At 62.0% G+C, this 24,267-nt stretch carries 17 protein-coding genes; 14 read left to right on the top strand and 3 right to left on the bottom strand.

What is annotated here, in order from left to right:
- Position 1: 1 nt before the first annotated feature.
- Genes ACFPN2_RS07450 through ACFPN2_RS07440 form a run of 3 tightly spaced genes read right to left on the bottom strand, consistent with a single transcriptional unit; the run spans position 2 to position 5,101 of the window.
- A complete protein-coding gene (locus tag ACFPN2_RS07450; protein ID WP_380595985.1) occupies positions 2 to 2,242 on the bottom strand; it encodes a protein kinase domain-containing protein in 2,241 nt (746 codons plus the stop codon).
- A gap of 7 nt (positions 2,243 to 2,249) precedes the next feature.
- The gene (locus tag ACFPN2_RS07445) at positions 2,250 to 3,311 is read right to left on the bottom strand and encodes an NAD-dependent epimerase/dehydratase family protein (protein WP_380595984.1); all 1,062 of its coding nucleotides are present in this window, start codon (positions 3,309 to 3,311) and stop codon (positions 2,250 to 2,252) included.
- Complete coding sequence (locus tag ACFPN2_RS07440) at positions 3,308 to 5,101, bottom strand: glycerol-3-phosphate dehydrogenase/oxidase (RefSeq protein ID WP_380595983.1); 1,794 nt, start codon at positions 5,099 to 5,101, stop codon at positions 3,308 to 3,310. The genes ACFPN2_RS07445 and ACFPN2_RS07440 overlap by 4 nt, the downstream gene beginning before the upstream one ends.
- A 370-nt stretch (positions 5,102 to 5,471) precedes the next feature.
- Between ACFPN2_RS07440 and ACFPN2_RS07435 the strand changes: the two genes are divergently transcribed.
- The 14 genes from ACFPN2_RS07435 to ACFPN2_RS07370 all read left to right on the top strand — a co-directional run bounded on the left by ACFPN2_RS07435 (position 5,472) and on the right by ACFPN2_RS07370 (position 24,266).
- Entirely contained in the window at positions 5,472 to 6,848 is a 1,377-nt protein-coding gene (locus tag ACFPN2_RS07435) for a pectate lyase family protein (RefSeq protein WP_380595982.1), read from the top strand.
- 194 nt (positions 6,849 to 7,042) lie between these two features.
- Positions 7,043 to 8,575, top strand: coding sequence for an undecaprenyl-phosphate glucose phosphotransferase (locus tag ACFPN2_RS07430; RefSeq protein ID WP_380595981.1), 1,533 nt, complete (start codon positions 7,043 to 7,045; stop codon positions 8,573 to 8,575).
- 26 nt (positions 8,576 to 8,601) lie between these two features.
- Complete coding sequence (locus ACFPN2_RS07425) at positions 8,602 to 10,632, top strand: glycosyltransferase family 39 protein (RefSeq protein ID WP_380595980.1); 2,031 nt, start codon at positions 8,602 to 8,604, stop codon at positions 10,630 to 10,632.
- Positions 10,583 to 12,088: a lipopolysaccharide biosynthesis protein gene (locus ACFPN2_RS07420; protein WP_380595979.1), complete on the top strand. Its 1,506-nt coding sequence runs from the start codon at positions 10,583 to 10,585 to the stop codon at positions 12,086 to 12,088. Before ACFPN2_RS07425 ends, ACFPN2_RS07420 begins: the two co-directional genes overlap by 50 nt.
- 115 nt (positions 12,089 to 12,203) lie before the next feature.
- On the top strand, positions 12,204 to 13,235 hold the full coding sequence (locus ACFPN2_RS07415) for a sulfotransferase family protein (protein ID WP_380595978.1): 1,032 nt from the start codon (positions 12,204 to 12,206) through the stop codon (positions 13,233 to 13,235).
- Between the two features lie 212 nt (positions 13,236 to 13,447).
- A complete protein-coding gene (locus ACFPN2_RS07410) occupies positions 13,448 to 14,755 on the top strand; it encodes an O-antigen ligase family protein (RefSeq protein WP_380595977.1) in 1,308 nt (435 codons plus the stop codon).
- An 18-nt stretch (positions 14,756 to 14,773) separates the two neighbouring features.
- Complete coding sequence (locus tag ACFPN2_RS07405) at positions 14,774 to 15,910, top strand: glycosyltransferase family 4 protein (RefSeq protein ID WP_380595976.1); 1,137 nt, start codon at positions 14,774 to 14,776, stop codon at positions 15,908 to 15,910.
- A 2-nt stretch (positions 15,911 to 15,912) separates the two neighbouring features.
- The gene (locus ACFPN2_RS07400; protein ID WP_380595975.1) at positions 15,913 to 17,097 is read left to right on the top strand and encodes a glycosyltransferase; all 1,185 of its coding nucleotides are present in this window, start codon (positions 15,913 to 15,915) and stop codon (positions 17,095 to 17,097) included.
- The gene (locus ACFPN2_RS07395) at positions 17,090 to 18,181 is read left to right on the top strand and encodes a glycosyltransferase family 4 protein (RefSeq protein ID WP_380595974.1); all 1,092 of its coding nucleotides are present in this window, start codon (positions 17,090 to 17,092) and stop codon (positions 18,179 to 18,181) included. Before ACFPN2_RS07400 ends, ACFPN2_RS07395 begins: the two co-directional genes overlap by 8 nt.
- A 23-nt stretch (positions 18,182 to 18,204) precedes the next feature.
- On the top strand, positions 18,205 to 19,563 hold the full coding sequence (locus tag ACFPN2_RS07390; protein WP_380595973.1) for an AMP-binding protein: 1,359 nt from the start codon (positions 18,205 to 18,207) through the stop codon (positions 19,561 to 19,563).
- Positions 19,564 to 19,573: 10 nt separating this feature from the next.
- Entirely contained in the window at positions 19,574 to 21,574 is a 2,001-nt protein-coding gene (locus ACFPN2_RS07385; RefSeq protein ID WP_380595972.1) for a heparinase II/III family protein, read from the top strand.
- An 81-nt stretch (positions 21,575 to 21,655) separates the two neighbouring features.
- Positions 21,656 to 22,570, top strand: coding sequence for a citrulline utilization hydrolase CtlX (gene ctlX, locus ACFPN2_RS07380; RefSeq protein WP_380595971.1), 915 nt, complete (start codon positions 21,656 to 21,658; stop codon positions 22,568 to 22,570).
- A gap of 9 nt (positions 22,571 to 22,579) precedes the next feature.
- Positions 22,580 to 23,224 carry a glycerol-3-phosphate 1-O-acyltransferase PlsY gene (gene plsY, locus ACFPN2_RS07375; RefSeq protein WP_380595970.1) on the top strand — a complete coding sequence of 215 codons (645 nt, stop codon included), beginning with the start codon at positions 22,580 to 22,582 and terminating at the stop codon, positions 23,222 to 23,224.
- 4 nt (positions 23,225 to 23,228) lie between these two features.
- A complete protein-coding gene (locus ACFPN2_RS07370) occupies positions 23,229 to 24,266 on the top strand; it encodes a biotin--[acetyl-CoA-carboxylase] ligase (protein WP_380595969.1) in 1,038 nt (345 codons plus the stop codon).
- The last annotated feature ends 1 nt before the right edge of the window (position 24,267 follow it).

Raw genomic sequence — 24,267 nt, 5'->3', positions numbered from 1 at the left:
CTCAGTCGTCGTCGCGAATGATGGCCTCGGCGCGGGCGACTTTGCCCAGTCGCGCCGATCTGGTCGTCGTCAACTCCACATAGAACTTCTCGTCGCCTTCCTTCAGCAGGTCGTTACGGAGCGGCACATAGATCGCACGTTGCGCCTGGCCATCGGCGAACGTCACCGTGCCCCCGGCATCGGACGCGAAATCGATACCGGCATCGGCCGTGCCGCTCACGGCCTTCCAGCTGACACTCGCGCGCCCCGATAGCGGCTGCGAGCGCTTGATCAGGAACACGGCGGCGACCGACGACTCGCTGGTCACGACGCTGGACGATTCGAACGAGATCTCGCTCATCGGCGCGGCGGGCTTCGGTTTGCTCGCGGTAACGGCGGGCGCTGCTGCTTTCGTATCGTCGGTTGCGGCTGCAGGCGTCGCGTCCGTAGCTTCTTGCGCTGGCGCGGAGGTCGCTTGTTCAACCTCTTCAGGTTGTTTGGCGACTGCTGGCGGAGGCACAGACGGCAACGATGTCGTCGCAGGGACGAGCGAGGGTGTCGGCCCATCGTCCGGCGTGTCGTGACGTTGGAACGCGAAATACGTGACCAGCAGCGCCGCTGCGATGAAGGCGAAGAATCCCCAGCTACGCTGCTTGGGCATCAGGTCTGCGGGTAGTTCGGCGGGCACAAGTTCCTCAGGGTCGACATGCATAGGCGCAGGCGCCGCGAGCATGGGCTGCTCGGGCTTCAGACTCGTCAGCAGATCTTCGACGCTTGCGGGACGCTGCTCGCGCTTCCACGACAGAGCCGAGAGCAGAGAGAGCCATTGGGAGGTCGACAGGTTCCATGCGCGCGGCGGAATCTTCGCTTCGTCGCGTGCTTGTAACGAAGACTGTCGGCCGAACGGGTGCTGGCCGGTAAGGAGCTCGTACGCCACGCAAGCAAAACTGAACACGTCGTCGCGACGATCAGGGGTTTCGCCGCTGAGAACTTCCGGGCTCGCGTAGGTCGGCGTGCCCGCCGGAATACGGGAGTCGTTGGCGCTCGGGCCAGCGGCGGTGCCGAAGTCGACGATGCGTACGCCTTCCTCGGGCGTGATGAAAACATTGCCGGGTTTGAAGTCGCCGTGCACGACATTCTGGCTGTGCGCGTAAGTCAAGGCTTCGGCGCTCTTGCTCAGAATCTTGTGAGCCAGCGACGCGGGCACCATGGTCCAGTCCCGCAACAGTTGCGAGAGCAGCTTGCCCTGGACCAACTCCATGGTCATGAAGCAGCGGCCCTCGTCCTCGTGCAACTCGAGCACGCGCACGATGCTCGGGTGGGAGAGCAGCTTCGCATGCTCGAACTCATGCTTGAGGCGCATCGCCGCGCGCTCGGGATTGCCCAGCTCGGGGCGCGGAGTCTTGATCGCGACTTGCATGTTGGGCGCCGCGCCCTTGGCGGACAGCATGTCGCGAGCACGGAAGACGATGGCGGTGCCGCCGCAACCGATGACTTGCTCGAGCAGGAAGCGATCACAGAGCACTTTGCCGGGCGCCAGCGCCGCCGGTCGCTGCGGCTCGGAGGACTTCGGCGCGGAGACTTTGCGAGGGATCGTGGTTGTCGCGAGCTTTACGTTCTCGCGAGAGACGTCGTCCGTTATATCGGAGGCTCGCGATGGAGCCTTCGCTTCCAAGACAGGCGGGGTCGGACGTGCCGGCACATCGACCGTCGCGGGACCCGAGGGTGCAGGTGGCGCGGACACGAACGGTTCACGACGACCGAACGGCAACGGCATGCGCGCCGTCGCATCGATCGCAGGCTTCGGCGCCGCGGGTTCGCGGGCAACGATGGGGCCGGTCACATCAAGCGGTGAGTCCGTGGGGCGCGCCACGATCGGCGGCTCGGTCGGACCCGCGACCTTCGGCCGCTCGGTCGGAGCCGCGACCTTCGCTGTCGGCGCGGGATCGCGAGTAATAGTTGCACGGCGCGGCTCTTCGACCGGCGCACGCGCAATGGTCTCCTGGCGTGGCACTTCATTCGTCGCACGCGCAACTGTGTCTTGGCTCGGCTCTTCGGCGCGTGCCCGTTGCGGCGGCGGGTTCGCCATCGTCGAGGGCTGCGCGTCGCTGGGGGCGATGTCGACGGTGCTGGGCTCAAGGTCCGCGGTAAATTCGTCGTGGACATCCGCGGTCGAGTCGAGGTCCGTGCTCGGCGGGCGCTGAGCGAAGCGCCGCTGGCGTAGTTGACGTTGACGAAATGAGCCGTGAAAGTTCGCTGACATAGTGTTCTTAAGCCGATTGTCTATCGGCGACCTCCGTGACGGCGGGGCGCGGCAGCAAGCCACGCGCCCGATACCAGCTGACGGTGTCGGCCGCCCCGGTCCGGAAATCGATCGCCGGTTGAAAACCTAGCAACGACTGTGCCCGGGTTGTTGAAAATACGAAAGACTTGCGGAAGAAATCCAGTCGTCGGCTGTGCAAGGGTGGCGCAATGTGCAGCGGTGGCAGCGCGGTCTCCATCACGCGAGCCGCGGCGACGAACGGCAACATCGGTACTCGCATGCGCGGTGGCTTGCGGTCCAGCACGAGCGCGATCTGCCGCACCATCTCCTGCGTGGTCATGATCTCGCGGCCGGCGAACACGAACTTCCCGCCCACCGCCTGCGGGTGATGCGAGGCCAGCAGCAGGCCGCGACCCAGATCGTCGACGTGAATGCACTGCCGCCGGTTGGTGCCGTTGCCGATCATGACGAAGTGGCCGCGCGCGATGCTCCGGAACAGCTTGAGCAGTCGACCATCGCCGGGCCCATACGTCTCGGCGATGCGCACGATGCAGGTCTCGAAGTGATTCGCGAAGGATTGCACGATGCCTTCGGCCTCGACCTTGGTGTGCGTGTAGACATTCTCCGGACGCAGCGGACTGTCTTCGTCCAGCAACGATTCGCTTGCTTCGCCATAAACGCCTATGGTGCTGCCATAGACGAACCGGCGGACGTTGTGGTCGCGACAGGCGCCCAACAGCGTGCGCACGGCGTCCACGTTGACGGCGCGGAAATAGCTCTCGGGCATCTCGGCCTCGTGTTGAGCGGCGGCCAGATGAATTACTGTATCGCGCCCTTGCAGCAGTCGATCGACCAATGCGAGGTCCTGCAGCACCCCCGCTTCGACGCGGACGCCGGCGGCGCGCAACTCTTGCAGCCGCTCGTTCTCAACTTGTGACTCGGCACGGCCGGTGGCCAGGATATCGATGCCGAGTTGATGGGCGCGTAACGCGAGTCGCGAGCCGATAAAACCCGTGGCTCCTGTTACGAGCAGTTTCTGGGGAGAAGTTGAATTCGGGAATGAAGTCATGCAGTCGCTCTTACCGTGGTTTCTGCAAGCATCGCGCCATGACTCGGCGATGCCGTCTCACTGGCGCGGTCAACAGTTGCTCGATGCGCCGCTCGATCTGATGCAACCTTCGAGCTGGAGTCGCGCGCTAAATGCATTTGCAGAGTGTGTTCCGTCGTGGCGATCTCCTGATGCAAGCGCTCGGCTGACCACGACAACAATCGGCCCATCTCAGCCGCGGTGGCGAGCAATGCTGCCCGGCCTGGATGCGAGCCGGCGGCAAGATCCGTCCGGCGCATAACCACGTCGTCCAAGTGCACGGCCATTTCATGGCTCACCGCGTAACGGACTTCCGCGGTGAGAGTGCTGGTGCCTGGAATACTCGCGACGGCGGCGTTGCTGCCTTCGTTGAGCACGGCGCGATAGTGGGTGCCGTGACTGCGCACCAGCGCTTGCATGCTCTTCATGCCAACGCCCGGCGGCGCTGCGCGGCAGGCCTCGGTTTCGAAGCTGGCGAAGTTTTCGATGTCGCCGCCCGGCAGCGGCAGCCGATCGCTGGCCGGCGCGGCGGGTGCGCGCTCCGTTTGTTTCAGCAGCAGATCGAGCGCGCGGGCCGCATCGACGCGAGCCATCGTGAAGCGGATGCCGACCAGACTCACCAAGCCAGCCACGTTATGCGCATGACGATGATCGATGAGGCGCGATTCCTTGCCAAAACTCAGCTCGGTGGCGGTCGCGGTTTCGCCGAACGGCACGAGGCCACAGTGCGCGAAGCTCACTTCCTCGGGCTTCAGCTGCAAGGTCGGATAGACGGTGTTGATCTCCGCCATCCATTCCTCGATCTCCTCGGGCAGCACGCGGGCGCGATCCGGAAACTCTGGAAATAACTTGTGCCATACCCCGAGCAGCGTTTTGTCACGCCAGGGCGCGGCGAACAGATGACGCGTCTGACGGCCCAGCAGGGCGTCTTTGTCGCGACTCAGGCCTTGAATGGCGATGCCATGAGACGACGAAGGTGCGCGATCGACGATGAAATACGCGTCGCGCGAAAACGGCAGGCGCTTCGGGCTGCCGAAATGTTCGGCGTCGTTTTGCAAGTAGTCGGCCCAAGGGCCGGCGGCGTTCAGCGTCAAACGGGCATGCACGTCGAATTCGTCGCCGGTGAGCTGGTCGCGAACCCGAGCGCCTCGTACGGTGTTGCCCTTCCACAGAAAGCGCACGGCCTCGGCGTAATTACAAACATCGGCGCCGGCTTCGACGGCGCCCTTGACAAAGGCGAGGACCAGGCGCGCGGCGTTGTACATCTGCCCATCTTCGAACACGACCGCGCCACTCAGGTCCGGCGTCCGCAGATGAGGAAACATACTCAGCACTTCATCGCGGGAAAGCAGCCTCGTATTGCTGATCTTACGATCAGGATCACGAATGCCGCGATTGCGATCCAGTGTGAACAGGTCGTATACGCGTGCTCCGGTACCCAGAAAAGCTTTGCCGCTGCGGCCGTGCCCATAGGTGGGAATGGCGATCGGCAAGGGGCTGACCAGATGCGGAGCGATTCGCAACAACGCCGATCTTTCGTGGCACGAGCCTCGCAAGCGAGGGATGTCTGCGTGCTGCAAATAACGAATGCCGCCATGGACCATCTTGAAACATTCGGCCGACGCACCGCCGCCGAAATCGTTGCGCTCGATCAGCACCGTCCGCAGGCCGCGCAGAGCGGCGTCGCGCGCAGCGGCGGCACCGAAGGCTCCGCCGCCGATGATCAGCAAGTCATATTCGTTTCGCGCCAGCGTCGCTGTTGTACGTTGCATCCGACGATTACCCGAGGTGTTCAGTCCCAACGCATCCAATGCACTTTCAGTGCCCACCGCGCAGGGATTTTTTGGGCAAGGCTCGGTGCCCGTTGCGACAGGGGCGCACGGTGCGTTTGCGAAGCCGACTACTGTCGGCATTCAAGCGCAGGCAATCGACCTACGTCGACCCGGTACGGCTGGGTCGGGCTTCAGGGCTTAGCCGATGTAATCGTTGCAAGCCAACTTGTAACTTTTCTCCCGAGTTGCTACGCGGCTCGCCTTTTCTTCTGTGCACGAAATGCTGGGTGGCAGGCCTCGACTGGCCACGCGCGCCGCCGCTGAAACTCTCAATGGAGCAATGACGTTAATGACTGCGAAGATTTCCGCCATGAAGCCAACGATTCGCCGACTCGCCGCCGCAGTGGCGCTTGCCTGCGGCATGGCGCCGCTCGCCAATGCTGTCCCGGTGATTCCGGGGGCCATCGGCCACGGCATCGCCACGCCTGCCGGTCGCGGCGGTACGGTCATCCGCGTGACCAACACGAATTCGGACGGCGCCGGCTCGCTCAAGGCCTGTGTGGATGCCAGCGGCCCGCGCGTCTGCGTGTTCGAAACTTCGGGCACGATTACGTTGCCGGATGACCTCACCATCCGTAATCGCTACATCACCATCGCCGGTCAAACCGCGCCGTCGCCGGGCATCACGCTGCGCGGCTCGGGCCTGCTGATCAAAGCCTCCGACGTGCTGGTTCAGCACATTCGCGTTCGTCCCGGCGACGGTTCCGGCGGCGAGCCGGCGATCAACCGCGACGGCTTGAAGATCGAGGCGCCGGAGGCCGCGCCCATCAGCAATGTGGTGGTCGATCACTGCACCTTCACCTGGTCGATCGACGAGATCGCCAGTGCCTGGCAGTACTGGAACAACATTAGCCTGCTCAACAATATTTTCGCCGAGCCGCTGCATCAGTCGATTCATCCCGAAGGCAATCACGGCTTCGGCGTGCTGATCGGGCCGGTCGACGGCAACGCCACGTTGGCGGGCAACCTGTTCGCCGACATGCAGTCGCGCAATCCGATGACTGCCGCGTCGCGCACCGTCATCGTGAACAATCTCATTTATAACTGGGGCAACACGGCGATCGATCTGCAGAGCCGTGGCCTGGTCACGCAGAACTCGGTCGTGGGCAATGTGTTCCTGCGCGGTCCGGATACTGCCGGTAGTCACGCTCCCGTTGGCTTGCGTGCCGACGCGGCGACGTTGCGTCCGGGCGCGAAGGTGTTCCTGCAGGACAACCTGGCACCGGGGGCTTCGAGCACCAGCGATGCGTGGGCCTCGTCGGTTGCGGGCTCGATCTACGGCACGTTGACGCTGGCGAACTTCAAATCCACGTCGCCGCTCGCGTGGCCCGCCACCATGACGACGTTGCCGACTTCGGAGAACGTCGTGAAGGAACACGTGCTGAAGTACGCCGGTGCTCGTCCGGCCGATCGCGACGCCGTGGACACCCGCATCATCAGTCAGACGCGCGCTGGCACGGGCCGCATCATCAACTGTGTCGCGGCGAACGGCACGACTCGTTGCGAGCGTAACGGTGGCGGTTACCCGAACCTCGCTCAAAATCGTCGTGCGCTGACGTTGCCGGCGAATCCGAACGAAGTCACTGCGAGCGGTTACACCAATCTGGAGTTGTGGCTGCATCGCATGGCAGCGGAAGTGGAAGGTCGTGCGTCGAGCTCTCCGCAAGCGCCGACATTGAATCGGTAACTTCTACAAGCAGTTCTTTGTAATTTCGGTGAGCCTGCTCGACAGCGACGGGCTCTCACGATAGCTTCGCTCAAGCACGGCGCGGGAGAGGGCCATCTCCCGCGCCGCCGCGTTCGTGGTACGTATCTTGCTATTACATATCGATAGGTCCTGGCGACCCGTCGAATGTTCTCAAGAGTTCGTGGATCCATTGAATGAGCGCAGTTCCCGACAGCGCGGTCCGGAGCACAGTGAAGCTGTCGGGCGCGCCTCAGCCGCGGCTGTCACAAGTAAAGCTTCCCGACACCCCTGCTCCTCAGCAGACCGCGGCATACGACATCACGCCGCCGCTGTTGTTCAAGCGTCAGTCGGCGCTGGCAGCGATTTACTTCTCGTTGCGCGCCACCGCGCCAGCGGCTGTCTCCATTCTCACTTTATATGTGTTGGCAGAGCTGACCGGCACCGCCACGACTGACTCGTTCAGCGCGGTGACCATCATCGTCACCATTCTTTCGATCACCTTGTTGCAATCGCCGCGCACGCCGGCGGCCGAATTGATTACGCCGCGCCTGGTGGTCTCCAAAGGATTGTTGATTCGCTGGACGGTCTTGCTGGCGGCATTGCTGACCATCGGTTCCATCACCGGCTATCCCCGCGCGTACTCGACGCCGGTGATATTGATATGGGCAGTAGCGACGCCCGCACTACTGATTCCCAGCATGTTGGTTCTGGACGAACTGGCCCGGCGCGTCCTGTGTCGCCCGAGTAACGGTCGCAATGTGGTGTTCGCCGGTTATAACAAGACCAGTCAGCAGTTGGCTGAGCGATTCTCGCGGCATTCCGAGCTGTGCATGCGTGTGCAAGGCTTCTTCGACGATCGCAGCGCGCAGCGGCTCGAAGCACAGGGCAATCAGCAATTGCTTGGCCCGCTGTCGCAGTTACCCGAGTACATCAAGCAAAACGACATCGACGTGATTTTCATCTCGTTGCCGTTGCGTCACATCCGTCGCGTCCAGGATCTGCTGGATAAGCTCGGCGACACGACTGCGTCGCTTTATTACTTGCCAGACGTGCTGGTCTCCGATCAATTCCAGGCGCGCACCGGCGAAATTCTTGGTGTGCCCGTCATCGCCATGCGCGAAAGCCCGTTCTATGGATATCGTGGCGCGGCCAAACGGCTGATGGATCTGATCATCGCTTCGGCCGCGTTGATCGTCACGGCACCGGTGCTGCTGGCGATTGCCGCTGCGATCAAGCTCACCAGCAAAGGGCCGGTGCTGTTCCGGCAGCAGCGTTATGGTTTGGATGGCCGCGAAATCACGATCTACAAGTTTCGCACCATGACAGTCACTGAGAATTCCGGCTGGCTGGATCAGGCCAGTCGCAACGACGAGCGTGTCACGGCGCTCGGGCGCATCTTGCGACGCTGTTCCATCGATGAGATGCCGCAGCTGATCAACGTATTGCAAGGGCGCATGAGCCTGGTCGGCCCCCGCCCGCATGCCGTCGGTCATAACGAAGAGTATCGGCGTCTGATCAAAGGCTACATGGTGAGGCACAAAGTCCCACCGGGAATCACAGGACTGGCGCAAATCAGCGGCTTCCGAGGCCCGACGCCCCGCCTGCAGGACATGCAGGGCCGGGTGCACTACGACCTGGAGTATCTGCGCAACTGGTCGCTGTGGCTGGATCTGAAGATCCTGGTGCTCACCGTGCCGAAACTATTCAAGACCGACAAGGCTTACTAGGACAACTGGTAGATAAGGGGTCGTCCATGTTTTCGGATGCGGCCAATCGCGGGTTGTTTCCAGTGAGTCCGACGTTGACAGGGCATGTGAGTGGCTTGATGCGCTCGCTGTCTGAGTTGTTTCGGATCACCGCGCCGCTGGAGCGCGATCAACTGGCGCACCGGATCGTGCTGCTGTTCATCGTCAGCGTCGGTGCCTGGGTGCGTTTCTGGGGCCTGGGCAACGTCGGCTTGCACGGCGATGAAGAAACCATGGCGATGGCCGTGATGAGCATCGTGCGCGAGGGCGCGCCCATCCTTCCCAGCGGAATGTTTTATCCGCGCGGCATGACCGAGCTCTATCTCATGGCGGGCTCGGTGCAATTGTTCGGTGAGTCCGAATGGGCGTTCCGCTTTCCATCGGCGATCTGCGGCGTGTTGACGATCTGGTGGGCGTGGCTCGCCGGGCGACGTTTCCTGCGTCCCTATTGGAATCTGGCGTTTGCTGCCGCCATCGCGTTGTTGCCGTCCATGATTGTGTATTCGCAGACGGCGCGCATGTATATCTTCTTGTTGGCCGCTGTGGCCGGATGCATGGTCTGCGTGTTCGCCTGGGAGCGTAGCGGACGCATCGGCTGGTTGCTCGGCGGCGTGCTGGCGCTGGTGATCGGCATTGAGTTGCACGCGCTCGCGGTCACGACCGTATTGCTGTTCCTGATGCCGGGCATCCTGCAAGGGGATGTTCGCAAGCTGCTTTACGGCGGCATCGCCGCGGCGGTCGTCATGGTGTCGTATCTGTTGATCAACGGCTGGGTGGATTCGCACTATCCCGTGCCGCCGCCGGAGTATGCAGCGGATCTCGGCGCGCCCATGTGGGATCGCAGTCGCACGCCGCAAGCTTTCGCACTGTCGTTCGAAGTTGCATTGTGGATCGCGGGGCTGGCGATCGCGTTCTTCGCCGTTCATTTGTCACGAGTGATTCCGCAGCGATTCGCCGCGATCTGCGTGGCGACGCTATTGCTCGTCGGCTTGCTGTTGCAGTTGAAGCTTTACTATCACATGGCCGCTCTGCTGTTCGTCGCTGGCGTCGTGGTGGCGCGACGCTTTGGCGGGCCTCGCGTCTGGCGCAGGCTCAGCATCTTCGGGCTCGGCGCCGGCCTGCTCGCCTTGATTCATTTCAGTCTGCTGGCGTACACGCCGGGTTCGCTGAAGAAGGTGATCGGTGCGCTGGTCGGCCAACCGAGTATCTGGCCGTATGCGCGCATCATGGAGTTCTCGGAATTCGCTGGGCTGCTGGCGCTCGCCTCGGTCGCCTGGGGATTGTGGCGTTTGATGAAACGACGTCGGGTCCCTGACTACGTGTTGTTTGGCGTGCTGGCCGTATGGATTCCCATGTTCACCATCGGCTTCTTTGTGTGGAGCCTGCCGACGCGTTATACGGTGGCGTCGCTGTTGCCGATGATGTTGTGCGCGTTTGCCTTCGCGCAGAAGGGGACTGACTGGCTGCAAGTCAAAGCGGCGGCGCGGAATATATCTCTGTTGAAGGATCGCTCCGGTCAGCTCGTGGCGGCCGCGGTGACGACCGCCCTGGTGGTCAATCCTATGGAAGTGGTCGCGAATGTGAATTCCGGATACGAATCGCATCCGGATCACAAAGGCGCGGCGGAGTTCATGAAATCTCAGAACATCGTCGCCAGCGATGTAATTCTTGCTGAGGACGTTTTGCAGCAAACGTACTACCTGGGCCACGTCGATTACTGGCTGATGAGCCGGAATCACGCGCGCCGTTACGTGGAGCTGAAGAACGGCCGGATCGTGGACTTTTATACCGGCTCGGGCGTTATCAGTAGCGCCGCGATGCTGGAAGACCTGCTGCGCAACGAGCGCGGCCATCGAATTTTCGTCATCGGTAGCGGCGAGAATCAGAGCGACAAGCGCAAGGGCATGCGAGGCGACATGGATCCCGTGTTGCACTCGAAGCAGTTCGAAGTGGTTTACGAAGGCAGGGATGGCTTGACGCAGGTGTGGCGTGCCACGGGCGCGCCGCCGTCGCAACTTTCATCTCCGCCGCAGGAGTAGAGTCATCGCCGGGTTAGTCAGTCGGACCGCGATTATTTCCATCACGCGGTTCATGAATCAGGGACTGGTGGTGATCAGTCCCATCCTGCTGGTGCGGCTGCTCACGGTCGAGGAGTTCGGCCGTTATCGTGAGTTCCTGCTGTACGCAGGCCTGCTCACGACCATCTGCGCCTTCGGCATCAACAACAGCTTGTTGTATTTCATTCCGTCGCGGCCCGAGAGCGTGCGACAGATGGTACGGCAGGCGGTGACCATGACTTTCGGCACCAGCGTGACGGTCGTGGGCGGCACGCTGCTCGCGGATTTTTTCTCCAACGGCGCCATTCTCGGCGGCTTGGAATTGCCGGTCGCGATCTATGTGTTGCTGTTCGTCAATCTGGATTTCTGGGAGTTCTACTGGCTGTCGCAGAAGCGGCCGGTGCCGGTGTTCGCCTACACCACCGGTCGTTTGATCGCACGCATTCTGGTGGTGGTGACCGCCGCCTCGATCTGGCGCGACGTGATGCCCATCGTCTGGTCGCTGATCGGGCTCGAGACGATTCGCATCACCGGTTCGTTTATCGCCTGGCGACGCGCCCGTGGCAGCATCACTCAAACCATCGAGGAGTCGTGCTGGCGCGAGCAGTTCAATTACTGCTGGCCGGTCGGTCTGGCGCTCATTCTGGTGACGCTCAACAAATCGTTGGGCAACTTGTTCGTGACCAAGACACTGGGTGTCGTCGCACTGGCGCACTACGCGATCGGTACTCACATTCAGCCCGTCATCGGCGTGCTACGTAATTCAATCTCGGACGCGGTGCTGCCTGAGCTTGCGGCGCTGAAGAGTGCGAAAGGCGAGGCTGCGTTGGGACTGTGGCGCCGTTCGACGGTGGTGTCGATGATTCTGCTGACCGCAGCTGGCGTCGTGCTGTTCGAGTTTGCGCACACCTTCGTCGTGACGCTGTTCTCGCCGAGCTATGAGCCGGCGGTGGTGATCTTCCAGATTTATTTGCTGGTGCTGGTGCGCGAGGTGTTCGATTTCGGTGTGGCACTGCGGGCCGTGAATCGAACCGCGCCCATCGTCACGAGCAGCCTGTTTGCGATCATTCTGAACTTGTCGTTGCTCGTGACCATCATGCCCATCTGGGGATTGCCCGCGGCGGCGCTGGCGTTCGTCATTTCGCGCTGGACCGAAGGCTTGGTGCTCAGTCGCAGCACCATGCGCGCATATAACATCCCCCTGAAAGATCTCGCGCGTTGGACCGACTTGGGCAAAGTCGCGCTCGCTGCGCTGCTGTCGTCGGTGGTCTTCATCGGTTCCTTCTGGATCGACTACTTCGGTCTGGTCGGTGTGGTCCTCGGCTCGGCAGTATTCATGGCGCTGTTCCTGGCGCTGCTGGTGGTCTTCCGCGTGCCCGAAGTGGCTGCGATGGTCGGTCGCCTACGTAAAAGCGAAACGGTGCCCGCCAAGTCCTAAGTACAAGTAACTGACGCTCAGCTGCGACAGTCCGTGCCTGAACTTTGGGTACGAACGATGCATTGGTTTCCAGTGGTTATATCTTGGTTACTACGCCGTCACGAGGCAGTTACCGATGACGCTGGAGCAGCAAAACACAGGACACACCAGCTCAGGGTTCGAGCACACCCACTCAACATGGGAAGGCCCGTTGTTCATCGTGGGCATGCCACGGTCGGGGACGAAGTTATTACGCGGTTTGTTGAGCAAACATCCGCGCATTCGCATCCTCGCCGCTGAAACCGATTTTCTGCCGTTCATCGCGGAGTGGGTCGAGCGTCATGGCCGCCCGTCGACCCCAGAGGCGTTCGAACAATTCTCCAACGCGATGACCGGCGCGAACTACTTCAACTTCCGACCCGCGGCGCGCGGGCCGTTTCGCTGGCAGGACTGGCGAGCGGCCTGCAACGGTCGCTTCGATGTGAGCGGCTTGTTCGAAGGCTTCGCGCGCTATGAGCTCGAGGCCGAGCGTGGCTCGGGCACCATCTGGGCCGACAAATCGCCGGCCTATATTCGACAGATTCCGCTGATCATGAAACATTTTCCCAACGGCCGGATCCTGCACATCGTGCGCGACGTGCGCGATCACTGCGTTTCCATGCGCAACGCCTGGGGCAAAGATATCCGCCGCTCGGCGTGGCGCTGGGGCCAGGATGTTCTGCACGCGCATCGGCAGTGCGTGAGCATGCCTGAGCGTTGTCTGGAAGTGAGATTCGAAGAGCTGTTACAGGATCCGGACACCCAGATGCGACGGATCTGTCTGTTCCTGGATCTGAATTTCTTCGCCGGTCTGACCGAGCTGTCGCAATCGGTGGAGCAGAAGGGTTATGCCGCCGGCCGGACCGAAATCATGCGCGACAACTTTCGCAAGTTCGAGACCCGCCTGACGCCAGACGAGATCGCCTCGATCGAATCGCTGTCCTGGAGTTGCATGCAAGCGCTCGGTTACACGCCGGTGCGCGCGACCCATCCACGTGAGATGTCGTCGCTCATGCAGTACCTGCTGAAGTTGAAAGACGGAGCACAGCTGGTCAAGAGCGGCATGGCTCGACGGGGTGTTGCCGCGGCCGTGCGCTTTCATGCGACTCACCGGCGCATGGCTGGGTGAAGAAACGTTTGCCGACCGCGCTTCAGTGTAAGTACTAAAGCGCCAGTTGCAATTATTACAACTAAAGTGGGCTGTCGCGCTCTCGAGGCGTGGAACGATGCGCCTGCGTAAGCGATCTTTGCTGGTATGCAACTTGCTCTACTGATCCTGAGAGCGGATTCCACCGAGGCCGACGTGTACGTGCATTTTTGTATCGACAGAGGGCTGCGCTGATGCGTTACGTGTTGGCTGCGCTCACGCTGTTTCTCACGCTCAGCAGCGTCTTCAGCTGGGACCCCGGGCCGGCGCCCGGCGTCAAGATCAAGAACTTTCTGTTGTACCTGCTGATCATGGGGCTGGTGTTCAGTTACGCCAACGGGCGCAAGTTCAAAATCCAGCTGCCGTCCATGAACGTCACGTTCATCGTGCTGATCGGCTATTGCATCTTCTCGTATCTGGCGATCGTCCTGTTCATCGACTACCCGCGCTACGACATGCTCACCAGCGCCTTCGATCTGAAGAATCGTGGCGTCGACTACCTGCTGTTCTTCCTGGCGTTCTTTTACGGCGTGCGCTCGGAGAAGGATGCGCAATTCGTGTTGAAGTGCCTGTTGCTGTCGTGGGTCGTATCGCACTTTGTCGCGGTGTTGGATGCCTTCGGCTACGTTCACATCGGCGACATCGAGCGGCGCGGCGACGGTCGCGTTCAAGGCGCGGTCGGCGAGTCGAATCAATACGGCGCTTTCGTGGCGCTGACCTTGCCGGCCGCGGTGGCGATGGCGGTGGCCGCGAAGGGCTGGCGTCGATGGTTCTGGGTGGGAGCCTCGGCGCTCACGGCCGGGACGCTGTTGATGACGGTGTCGCGCGGCGCCTTCGTTGCGACCTTCGTTGCCACGATTGCGGGCGCCTATATGTTCCGGCGTTACCTGTCGTTAGGAAAGATCGTGACCTGGGGCATGATGGCGGGCGGTGCGATGCTGGTCATCCTGCTCATCGTCAGCTTGAGCTTCGGCGATCTGCTCTATGAACGAGTGGTGGCCGGCTTCAGCAGCAAGGACATGGGCGGCACCTCGTCCGGCCGCACCGAAATCTGGGCGACCGCCATCGAGATGATGTTCCAGCATCCGCAGACCCTGCTGACCGGATTCGGCTGGAATGCTTACTGGATCATGCCGTTCCGGTATTCGCCGCATAACTATTACCTGGCGCAGTGGTTCAACCTCGGGTTGGTGGGCCTGATCTGCAGCGTACTGTTGCTGGTGATTCCGGTGCGCACGGCGATGCGTTCTTTCGCGGTCGCGCCGACGCACCTGAAGATTCCGCTCGCCGGTTTCGTGGTTTCGACTCTCGCTTACGCGACGGCCACGTTCTTTGTGGATCTTTACGTGCCCTGGATCTATTTCTGGGCATACACCGGCGTGAGCATGCGTCTGGCGATGATCGCCCGGGAGACCGCGCCGGAACCGGTGACCGTTAATCAACCGGTGCTGACGCCGCAACGAGGGGACGGGTATGGCTGGATCGGCGCCGTCCGTCATTGATTCGACCTGGAAGCACCGATGAAGATTTGTATTGTCGGCCTCGACGACTATCCGCAACTGGCGAAGTTGAAAACAGCGAAATATGTGGGGGGCGAGTCCGTACAGCACGTGTTGCTGGCCCGGGCCTGGCACGAGCTCGGTCATGAGGTGTCGATGATCGTGCACGACCACGGTCAAGGCCGGGTCACCAATGTCGACGGCATTCGCGCCGTCGCGCCTTACTCACGAGATGAAGGCATTCCGGTATTGCGCTTCGCGCATCCACGACTGACCGGGATGATTGGCGCGATGCGCGAGATCGACGCCGACATTTATTATCAATCGCCCGCCGGCGCGGCGACCGGCATCACCGCCTGGTTCTGCCGCCGGCATGGCAAACGTTTCATTTCGCGCATCGCTTCGGATCTGGCCTGCATTCCCGGCAAGCAACTGATCCGTTACTGGCGCGATCGCAAGATCTACGAGTACGGTTTACGCAATGCCGACCTCATCGTCGCGCAGAGCGAACAGCAGCGCACTTTGTTGCGACAGAATTACGGCCTGAAGAGCGAAGTGCTCGACATGGCCGTGGAGATGCCGAGCGGACCGCAACCGGCGAAGGACATCGACGTGCTGTGGGTATCGAATCTCAGGCCGGTGAAGCGCCCCGAGATCGTGCTGGATCTGGCGCGGCGCTTACCGAATGTTCGCTTCACGCTGGCGGGCGGCGCGCTGCCTGGGTCGGAGGATTATTATCGCGATGTGATCGAGGCGGCCAGATCGATCCCGAATCTCACGTGTCCGGGCGCGGTGCCTTACACCGACGTCGGCACGATGTTCAGCCGGGCGAAGCTCTTCTTGAATACTTCACGGATCGAAGGCTTCCCGAACACGTTCCTGCAAGCTTGGGTCCGCGGAGTGCCGGTGGTCGCGTTCTTCGATCCGGATTCGCTGATCAAGCAGCGTCAGCTCGGGCACACTGCGACGGATCTCGAAGACATGATCCGCGCCATCACCCGATTGCTGGCCGATCATGACGAGCGCGATCGTATCGGCGAGCGGGCGCGGGCGTATGCGATCGCTCAGTTCGGGCCGACGCATATTGCCACTCGTTATCTGGAAATGTTGGGCACGCAGGATGCGTCTCAGGTCCTGCATTACGGCACCAGTGGTTGACCATGGCGAGCGTGGAAGCAAAGCTCGATCGTGACACCGCCTCGCGGCCCGCAGACAGCGACGGGCTGGATGCGTTGTTCGTCCTGAACAATCTGGGCGTCGGCGGTTCCGAGAACAAGATCGTGCGGTTGGCCAATGCGCTGAGCGGACGGGGCATGCGCGTGGGTGTGGCGTACTTGAACGAGCCAACGACGCTGCTGAAAAACATCGACAGCAGCGTGGCGACGTTCTTCCTGTCGCGACAGGGACGCTTCTCGCTCGAGGCCAACGCGGCGTTGAGACAGCTCATCGAACAACAGTGCCCGCGCAACGTCGTGTCTGTGAATCTGTACCCAGCGCTGTACGTCGTCACGGCCACGCGTTGGGTCAAGCATCGTCCGCGAATCATCGGATTGATGAACACGACCGAAATGCGCCGGGGCGCAAGATGGAAACGCGGCTTCTATACGCACGTGCTTCGATATCTCGACTGGACGGTGTATGGCTGTGAGTTGCAGCGGGACGCCTGGTTGTCCGCCAACAGCCCGATGCGCCCGCGCTCCAGCGTCATTTACAACGGTGTCGATCTGAACAAATTCTCGGCGGCGCGCACCGGCGCCACTGCCCAGCGGGCACAGTACGGCATCGGCGAGAACGCATTCGTCGTCGGTACCGTCGGCCGCCTGGTTGCCGAAAAGAATCAGCTGCCATTGGTCGATGCCGTCGCGGACCTGCGAGCAACTGGCGCAGACGTGCATTTGATGCTGGTAGGCGACGGCGCCTTGCGGGCGACGCTGGAACAGCGAGCGGCGGAGCGTGGCATCTCATCGGCGGTGACATTCACGGGCGCGTTGCAAGATGTTCGCGCGGCGCTGAAGGTATTCGATGTCTTTGTCCTGCCTTCATTGTCTGAAACGTTTTCGAACGCGGCGCTCGAAGCGATGGCGATGCAGTTGCCGGTGATCCTGACGCGCACGGGGGGGGCCGCGGAAATGATCGAGCACGGCCGGGAAGGTTATATCGTCGATGTGGCCGATCTGCCGCGACAATTGCCCGGGCTGCTGAATCAATTGCGACTGGACAACATGCTACGCACTCGCATGGCGGCGGCCGCGTCCATGCGAGCACAGCGGGAGTTTTCTTGGGAAGGCATGCTTACCGCCTACCAGAATATGCTCGGCGCGGACGAGGCTGTAAGCCATGCGTGAGCCATCGAATGTCTTGATGCTCGGGCCGGGGCTGAATGTTCGCGGTGGCGTGTCGGGCGTGGAGCGTCTGCTGCTCAATGCCTTGCCCGAAGAAGTTCATGCCACCCACATCGCCACCATGGTCGAAGGGGGCAAGTGGACCAAGGCCGTCACGTTCGCGCAGTCCGTGGCCAAGCTGACCATCGAGCTGCGCCAGCATCCCGACGTGGTCCATATTCATTTCGCCAGCGGCGCCAGCAATTTCCGCAAGATCATTCTCGCGCGCATGGCGCTGGCGCGCGGCGTCAGCGTGATCATGCATGCGCACGGCGGAAACTATCAAAAGCATTGGGCGAGCATGCCGCCGGCGGCGCGCTCGATCACATTGAACACTCTGCAGCGAGTGCAACGTCTGGTCGTGCTCGGCGAAGGGTGGAAGACGTTCTTCGAGTCCATCGGCGTGCCAAAACATCGCATCGTTGTGTTGCCGAATCCGGTAGTGCTGCCCGAATCCGTGCCGGAGCGGTCGCTCGGTGGCAAGGTCCGCTTTGTTTATTTCGGAATGATTACCCGGCGCAAGGGCGTGTTCGATCTCATGGACGCCATCGCGAAACTCTCACCGGAATGTCGCGCCCGGGTCGAATTCGTTCTGGCGGGTAACGGTGAGGTCCCTCAGTTACGCGCGGTTGCGGCGAACCTTGGGATTCAGGACGTGGTCGAGATTCGCGAGTGGGTCGATCCGGCCGAACGCGATCGTTTGTTAGCGGGTGCGCATGGATTCGTACTGCCGTCGCATACCGAGGGCCTGCCAATGTCGTTGCTCGAGGCGATGGCCTGGGGACTGCCACCCATCTGCACGCCGGTCGGCAGCATTCCCGAATACGTCGTGAACAACGCGAACGGATTGCTGATTCCACCGGGCGATATCGCGCAGTTGACAGCGGCCATCGAGAGGCTGGTCTCGCAAGAAACGGACAGGGTTCAGATGGGGCGGCTCGCGCGTGCCACGGTGGAACCATTGTGCGTCAAACAGTATTCGGATCGCATGTGCGCAGTGTATCGCTCCGTCGCCAACGGCCATGGCCGGCGAGCGGTGGCACGCTGAGCGGCTGTCACTGGGGATCGGGCATGCAAGCGCTGGTAAAAAAACTCAAGCTGCTTCAGGTCGGCGACACCGCCGTCCGTCGCAATCCGCTGTTCTATGCCGATGCGCAACGCGAGTTCGAGCGTCTGGAGCGCGCCGGTTTCAACGAGCGTCGCAAATGGACCCACGCTCGATTGAGCGAACTGCTGTGGCCGGCGAGCCGCAGCGGCTACGGGATGATCGTTCGAGGCGGTGGCGATATTGCAAGCTGGCCGTTGCTGAGCAAGTCCGAGGTGCGTGGCGCACCCGAGGTGTTCGCGGTCGGCTCGCAACTCTTCACCATCAAAGCGAATACGGGCGGCACGTCAGGCGCACCGCTGGACATCGTGCGCTCGCTGCGGTCTGTGGTGGTCGAGCAGGTCTGCATCGATCGTATGATGCAAAAGGTCGGCATCGATGCGCGCTCGGCGAGATGCGCGGTCCTGCGCACCGAAAGCATCAAAGATCCCAACGACTTCAAGCCGCCGTACTGGATTCATGCCGCCGGTGGCAATCGACTGGTGCTGTCGTCGACGCACTTGAATGCCGCGACGATTGAGCACTACGCGCGTGCCATCGACGAGTTTGCGCCGGAATGTTTGCTCGGCTATCCGACCTCGCTCGAAGCGCTGTGCTTCCTGCTGAAGCGGGCGAAACGTCGCACGATCATTCCGGCTGTCTTGTGCTCATCCGAAGTGCTGCACCCCAGAGTGTGGCAGGCAGCCCGAGAAACCCTCAATTGTCAGCTCCTGGACTACTACGGTCAGGCCGAGCGCGTCGCCTTCGCTTATGCGACGGCGCCGGGCCAGTATCGATTCCTGCCAGGCTATGCTCATGTGGAGTTCGAGCCGGCCGGCGTGGAAGGCGAGCACAAGCTTTATGAAATCATCGGCACGCCGCTCTGGAATCGTTCGATGGCGTTGATTCGCTATCGCACGGGCGACCTGATTCGCTTGCCCGCCGCGTGGGGCGAGCGTGAGCTCGAAGAAGTGGCGCTGGGCTTGCGCCCGTTCTCGGGGGTGTTGGGTCGTGACAGCGACATCCTCGTGACGCCCGATGGAGTGAAGGTGACCGGCATCAGTCACTTCCAGCGTGACGTGGCCAACATCGTGCGCATCCAGGTGATTCAAGAGAGCGCCAGCAAAGTCGTGATCCTGGTGCTGCCGACCGAAGAGTACTCGGATCGCGATCGCGACCGCTTGATGAATAACGTTCGCGAAAAACTGCCAAGGAGCATGCACGTCGAGATTCGCAGCGTGACCGCGCTGGAGCGCACGGCCCGCGGCAAGACGCCTTTCGTCATTCATCGACCGCCGGTCAAGGAGCTGCTGAACAATACGCGTGCCCACGGAAACATTGCGTGAGGCTCGAGCCATGAGTCTGAAGTGGAAGCTGCAGCGTCTGTCGGCGATGAGCGGCTGGGAAGTCGGGTACCGGGTCAAGCAACGCGTCCAGGCCAGCGTCGAGCAGTTCGGCCTGCATTCCTCCGTGCCGCCGCCACCTGCGCGAGAGCGAACGGGCGCGGCTTGGGTTACGACGCTGCCGAACGGATTCAATGTCGACAAATATCGTCGCGCCGCCGATGACATTCTCGATGGCCGTTTCCCAGTGTTTGCGATGTCGGCCGCCGCGCTCGGCTTTCCGCCCCAGTGGAATCGCGATCCGAAAACTGGCAAGCAAGCGCCGCTGCTGTTCGGCAAGACCCTCAACTATCGCGATGAGTCCTTGGTCGGCGATATCAAGTATCTCTGGGAGCCCAGTCGCCACGCGCAGCTGGTGACGTTGGCGCAAGCGTGGCACCTGACCCATGAAGATAGATATGCAGAAGGTTGCCGTACGTTGCTCGCGTCGTGGTTCGATCAGTGTCCGTATCCTTCCGGCGTGCACTGGACCAGCAGTCTCGAGCATTCGATCCGGTTGGTGAACTGGTCGTTCGCGTGGCACTTGCTGGGCGGCGACAGCTCGCCGATCTTTGAAGGTCCGGTGGGCGAAGCATTCAAACAGCGCTGGCTGACCAGCGTGTATCAGCACTGCCAGTTCATCGCCGGCCATTTCTCCCGTTACTCCTCGGCGAACAATCATTTGCTCGGCGAGCTGATGGGATTGTTCATCGCCTCGCTTACGTGGCCGCTGTGGAAGCGCAGCCGTCGCTGGAAGAGCATGGCGCAGCGTGAGCTGGAAGAGGAGATGCTCCGCCAGAACGGCGAGGACGGCGCCAATCGCGAGCAGGCGAACTGGTATCACCATGAAGTCGCCGACATGATGATTGTCAGCGGCTTGATCGCGCGGGCCAATGGTTGTGACTTCAGCACCGCTTACTGGCATCGCCTGCGAGGCATGCTTCAGTACATTGCGAGCATCATGGATGCCGGCGGTCATGTGCCGAACTTCGGCGATGCGGACGACGCCATCATCGCGCGACTCGATCCCGCGGTGGGCGATGTTTATCGCTCGTTGCTCGCGACCGGGGCGGTGTTATTCGATTCGGCGGAGTTCAAGTTCAAGGCGAACGCGGGGCACTCGGGGCAGACTATCGACGACAAGACTCGTTGGTTGCTCGGCGACGTCGCGGCGGCCAGGTTCGAGAGCATCGACATGTCGCGCGTGTCTTTGCCGATGCGCAAGGATTTCCCGAACGCCGGCTACTACATCCTCGGCGACCGCTTCGAAACCCATCGTGAAGTACGCATCGTCGCCGACGCCGGCCCGCTCGGCTATCTGTCGATCGCCGCGCACGGGCATGCGGATGCGCTGTCGTTTACGCTGAGCGCCGGCGGCAAAGAGATATTGATCGATCCGGGCACCTACGCATATCACACACAAAGAATCTGGCGTGACTACTTCAAAGGTACGTCGGCGCATAACACCGTGCGCATCGACGGCGTCGATCAATCGGTCAGCGGCGGCAATTTTCTGTGGGTCAAGCACGCGCAGGCGCAGGTCATCGCTCTGGAGCGCACGCCGCTCGTCGATCGCTGGGCGGCGAGTCACGATGGCTACTCGCGACTCAAGCATCCCGTGACTCATCGTCGCGAGATCCAATTCGAGAAGCAGCATTCCCGCCTGCAAGTGACCGATGAATTGCTCGGCAGCGGCACGCATCAGGTGGAAATGTTCTGGCACTTCGCCGAACAGTGCGCGGTCGTCGCGAACGGCCGAGACGTGCGCGTGTCCTGCGGCGACGTGATGTTATCGATGACGTTGCCTGAGGAACTGCGCTGCACTGTCCATCGCGGGGTCGAGCAGCCGCAGCCCACCGGTTGGATCTCCCGCAGTTTCGACGCCAAAGTGCCTACGACCACGCTGATCGCCGCCGGTCGTATCGACGGGTCGGCGCGATTGACCACGCGTTTCAATATCGACTTCAAGAGCTGATAATGCCGCCCCTCTATCGAGGGGCAGGGTATGAGCGCGCTAGATCGACAACTGATGGATCGACAGACGGCCACACACGTCATGATGATCCGGCCGGTGGCCTTCGCCGGTAATCCACAGACCCGGGCGTCCAACGCCTTCCAGCAGGTCGATCCGGACAGCGTGGACGCGGTCAACCAGGCGGCGGCACTGCGTGAGTTCGACGGTTTGGCGGCCGCGCTCCAAAAGGCGGGCGTCACCGTTCACGCTTTCGAGGACACGCCCGAGCCGCACACGCCCGACTCGATCTTCCCCAACAACTGGGTGAGCTTTCACGCCGACGGCACGGTCGTGCTGTACCCCATGCTGGCCGAGAACCGCCGGCTCGAGCGACGACTGGATCTGATCGAAGCCTTGAGCGCGAAGCACGGCTTCTACGCGGCCCGGGTCATCGACCTGACCCGACACGAACACACCGGCCGCTATCTCGAGGGGACGGGTAGCCTGGTGCTAGATCGGACCCATCGTGTGGCCTATGCCTGTGTGTCCCCGCGCACCGACCTGGACGTGCTCGGCGATTTCGCCCAGCAGCTCGATTACGACATCGTCGCGTTCGAGGCGAACGACGCCAACGGCAAGGCGATCTATCACACCAATGTGCTGATGTCGGTGGGCGAGCGCTTCGCCGCCGTGTGCTTGGCCGCGATTCGCGAGGACGAGCGTGATGGAGTCCTGAATCAACTGCGCGGCTCAGGTCGTACGGTCGTGGACCTGTCGCACGATCAGATGAACTCGTTCGCCGGCAACATGCTCGAGCTGGGCTCCTCGCTCACCGGCAGCGTCATCGCCATGTCCGAGCGGGCGCGCGATGCCTTAACTGCCGAGCAGCGCTCGACTTTGGAATCGCATGCCGGCCCGATCGTGGCCGCGCCCATCCCCACCATCGAGAAGCTAGGAGGAGGCAGCGTCCGCTGCATGCTCGCGGAGCTGCATCTGCCCGAGAAGAACCGACTATAATTTCGCCAAATGTTGGAACTTGGCGTCAAAACCCTGCTGGCCTATCTGCTGGGCTCGCTGATCGGCAGTCTGCTGGTCGGCCAGCTGCGCGGCGGTGTGGACATTCGTAAGCTCGGCAGCGGCAATGCCGGCGGCACCAATGCCTTGCGCACCCAGGGCTGGTCGTTCGCCCTGTGGGTGATGATCATCGATATCGGCAAGGGCTGGCTCGCGGCCGGCTTGCTGGCGCCGATGAATCTGCCGGGCATCGGCATCGATCCTCAGGTCGAGCGCGACTGGCTGGCGGTGGCCTGCGCGACCGCGGTCGTGCTCGGGCACGTTTATCCGGTGTGGTACGGCTTCCGCGGCGGCAAGGGTGCGGCGACGTTGATCGGCGTGCTCGTCGGCCTGAAGCCGATCGCCATCCTGCCGGTGTTCGGTGTGTGGCTGGCGGTGGTGATGCTGACTGGCTTCGTCGGTCTCGGCACGATGATCGCGGTCGCGTCCTTTCCCGCTTATCTCGTGATCACTGAAGCTGAGCCATCGATGGCCATGCTGGTCTTCGGCTGCGTAATGACGCTGTTCGTCTGTTACACCCATCGCGGCAACATCGAGCGCATGCGTGCTGGCACCGAGAGCAGGGCCAGGCGGCTGTGGCTGCTGAAACCCCGCTGATCTCATGCCCACCAGCAGCAAGGCTCAGACGCCCAAGACTCAAGCGCAGGCACGCCGGCAGCGATTGCTGGGCATGCTGGCGGCAGGCTCGTTCTATTCCGGCGAGCAACTGGCCAAGAAACTGAAGATCTCGCGCGCCGGGGTCTGGAAACTCATGAATTCGCTCAAGGCGCTGGGGGTCGACATCGAGTCGGTCGCGCGCCAGGGATATCGATTGCCGCGAGCCGTCGATCTGCTCGACAAGGAAGCCATCGTCTCTTCGTTGCCGGCCGCGACCCGCGCGCAGTTGGAGCGGGCCGATGTGTTGCTGACGGTGGATTCGACCAATCGCTTCGTCGCCGACTTGTCGCCGCCGCAAGCGGGACGTTTCCAGTTGTGTACGGCTGAAGTGCAGAACGCGGGCCGCGGTCGTCGCGGACGCAGTTGGGTCGCGCCTTTTGGCAGCGGTGTCTGCATGTCGTTGGGCTGGCAGTTTATCGAGGCCCCGCCGACGTTTTCGGCGCTGAGCCTCGCGGTCGGCGTCGCGGTGGTGAAGGCATTCAGGCGTCTGGGGATCGAAGGCGTCGGCTTGAAGTGGCCCAACGATCTGCAATGGCAGGGCCGCAAGCTCGGCGGCATTCTCATTGAAATGCGCGGCGAGTCCGCCGGGCCGGCGCAAGTCATCATCGGCATCGGCATCAATATGCAGATGCCCGCTGCGATCCGCATGCAGCTCGCTGAACGCGAGGCCGCGTTGATCGCCGATATTCACGAGATCGTGCGCGAGCAGACGCCGACCCGGAACGCGTTGATCGGCGCCGTCGCCACCGAGCTCCTGAGCATGCTGCAGCAGTTCACGACGCACGGCTTCGCACCGTTCAAAGATGAATGGCACGAGCTGGACACGCTGGCGAATGCGCCGGTCAAAGTCATCAGCGGCTCGCAAACCACGATGGGCTTCGCGCGGGGCGTGGAAGCCGATGGCACATTGCTGGTCGATGTCGATGGCGAGCTGCGCAAGTTCGTTTCGGGTGAAGTCAGTTTGCGCGCGGCGAAGAGCTGAT

The sequence above is a fragment of the Steroidobacter flavus genome (genome assembly GCF_042651805.1).
GTDB lineage: Bacteria > Pseudomonadota > Gammaproteobacteria > Steroidobacterales > Steroidobacteraceae > Steroidobacter > Steroidobacter flavus.
This window is presented reverse-complemented; position numbering and strand designations above follow the sequence as displayed.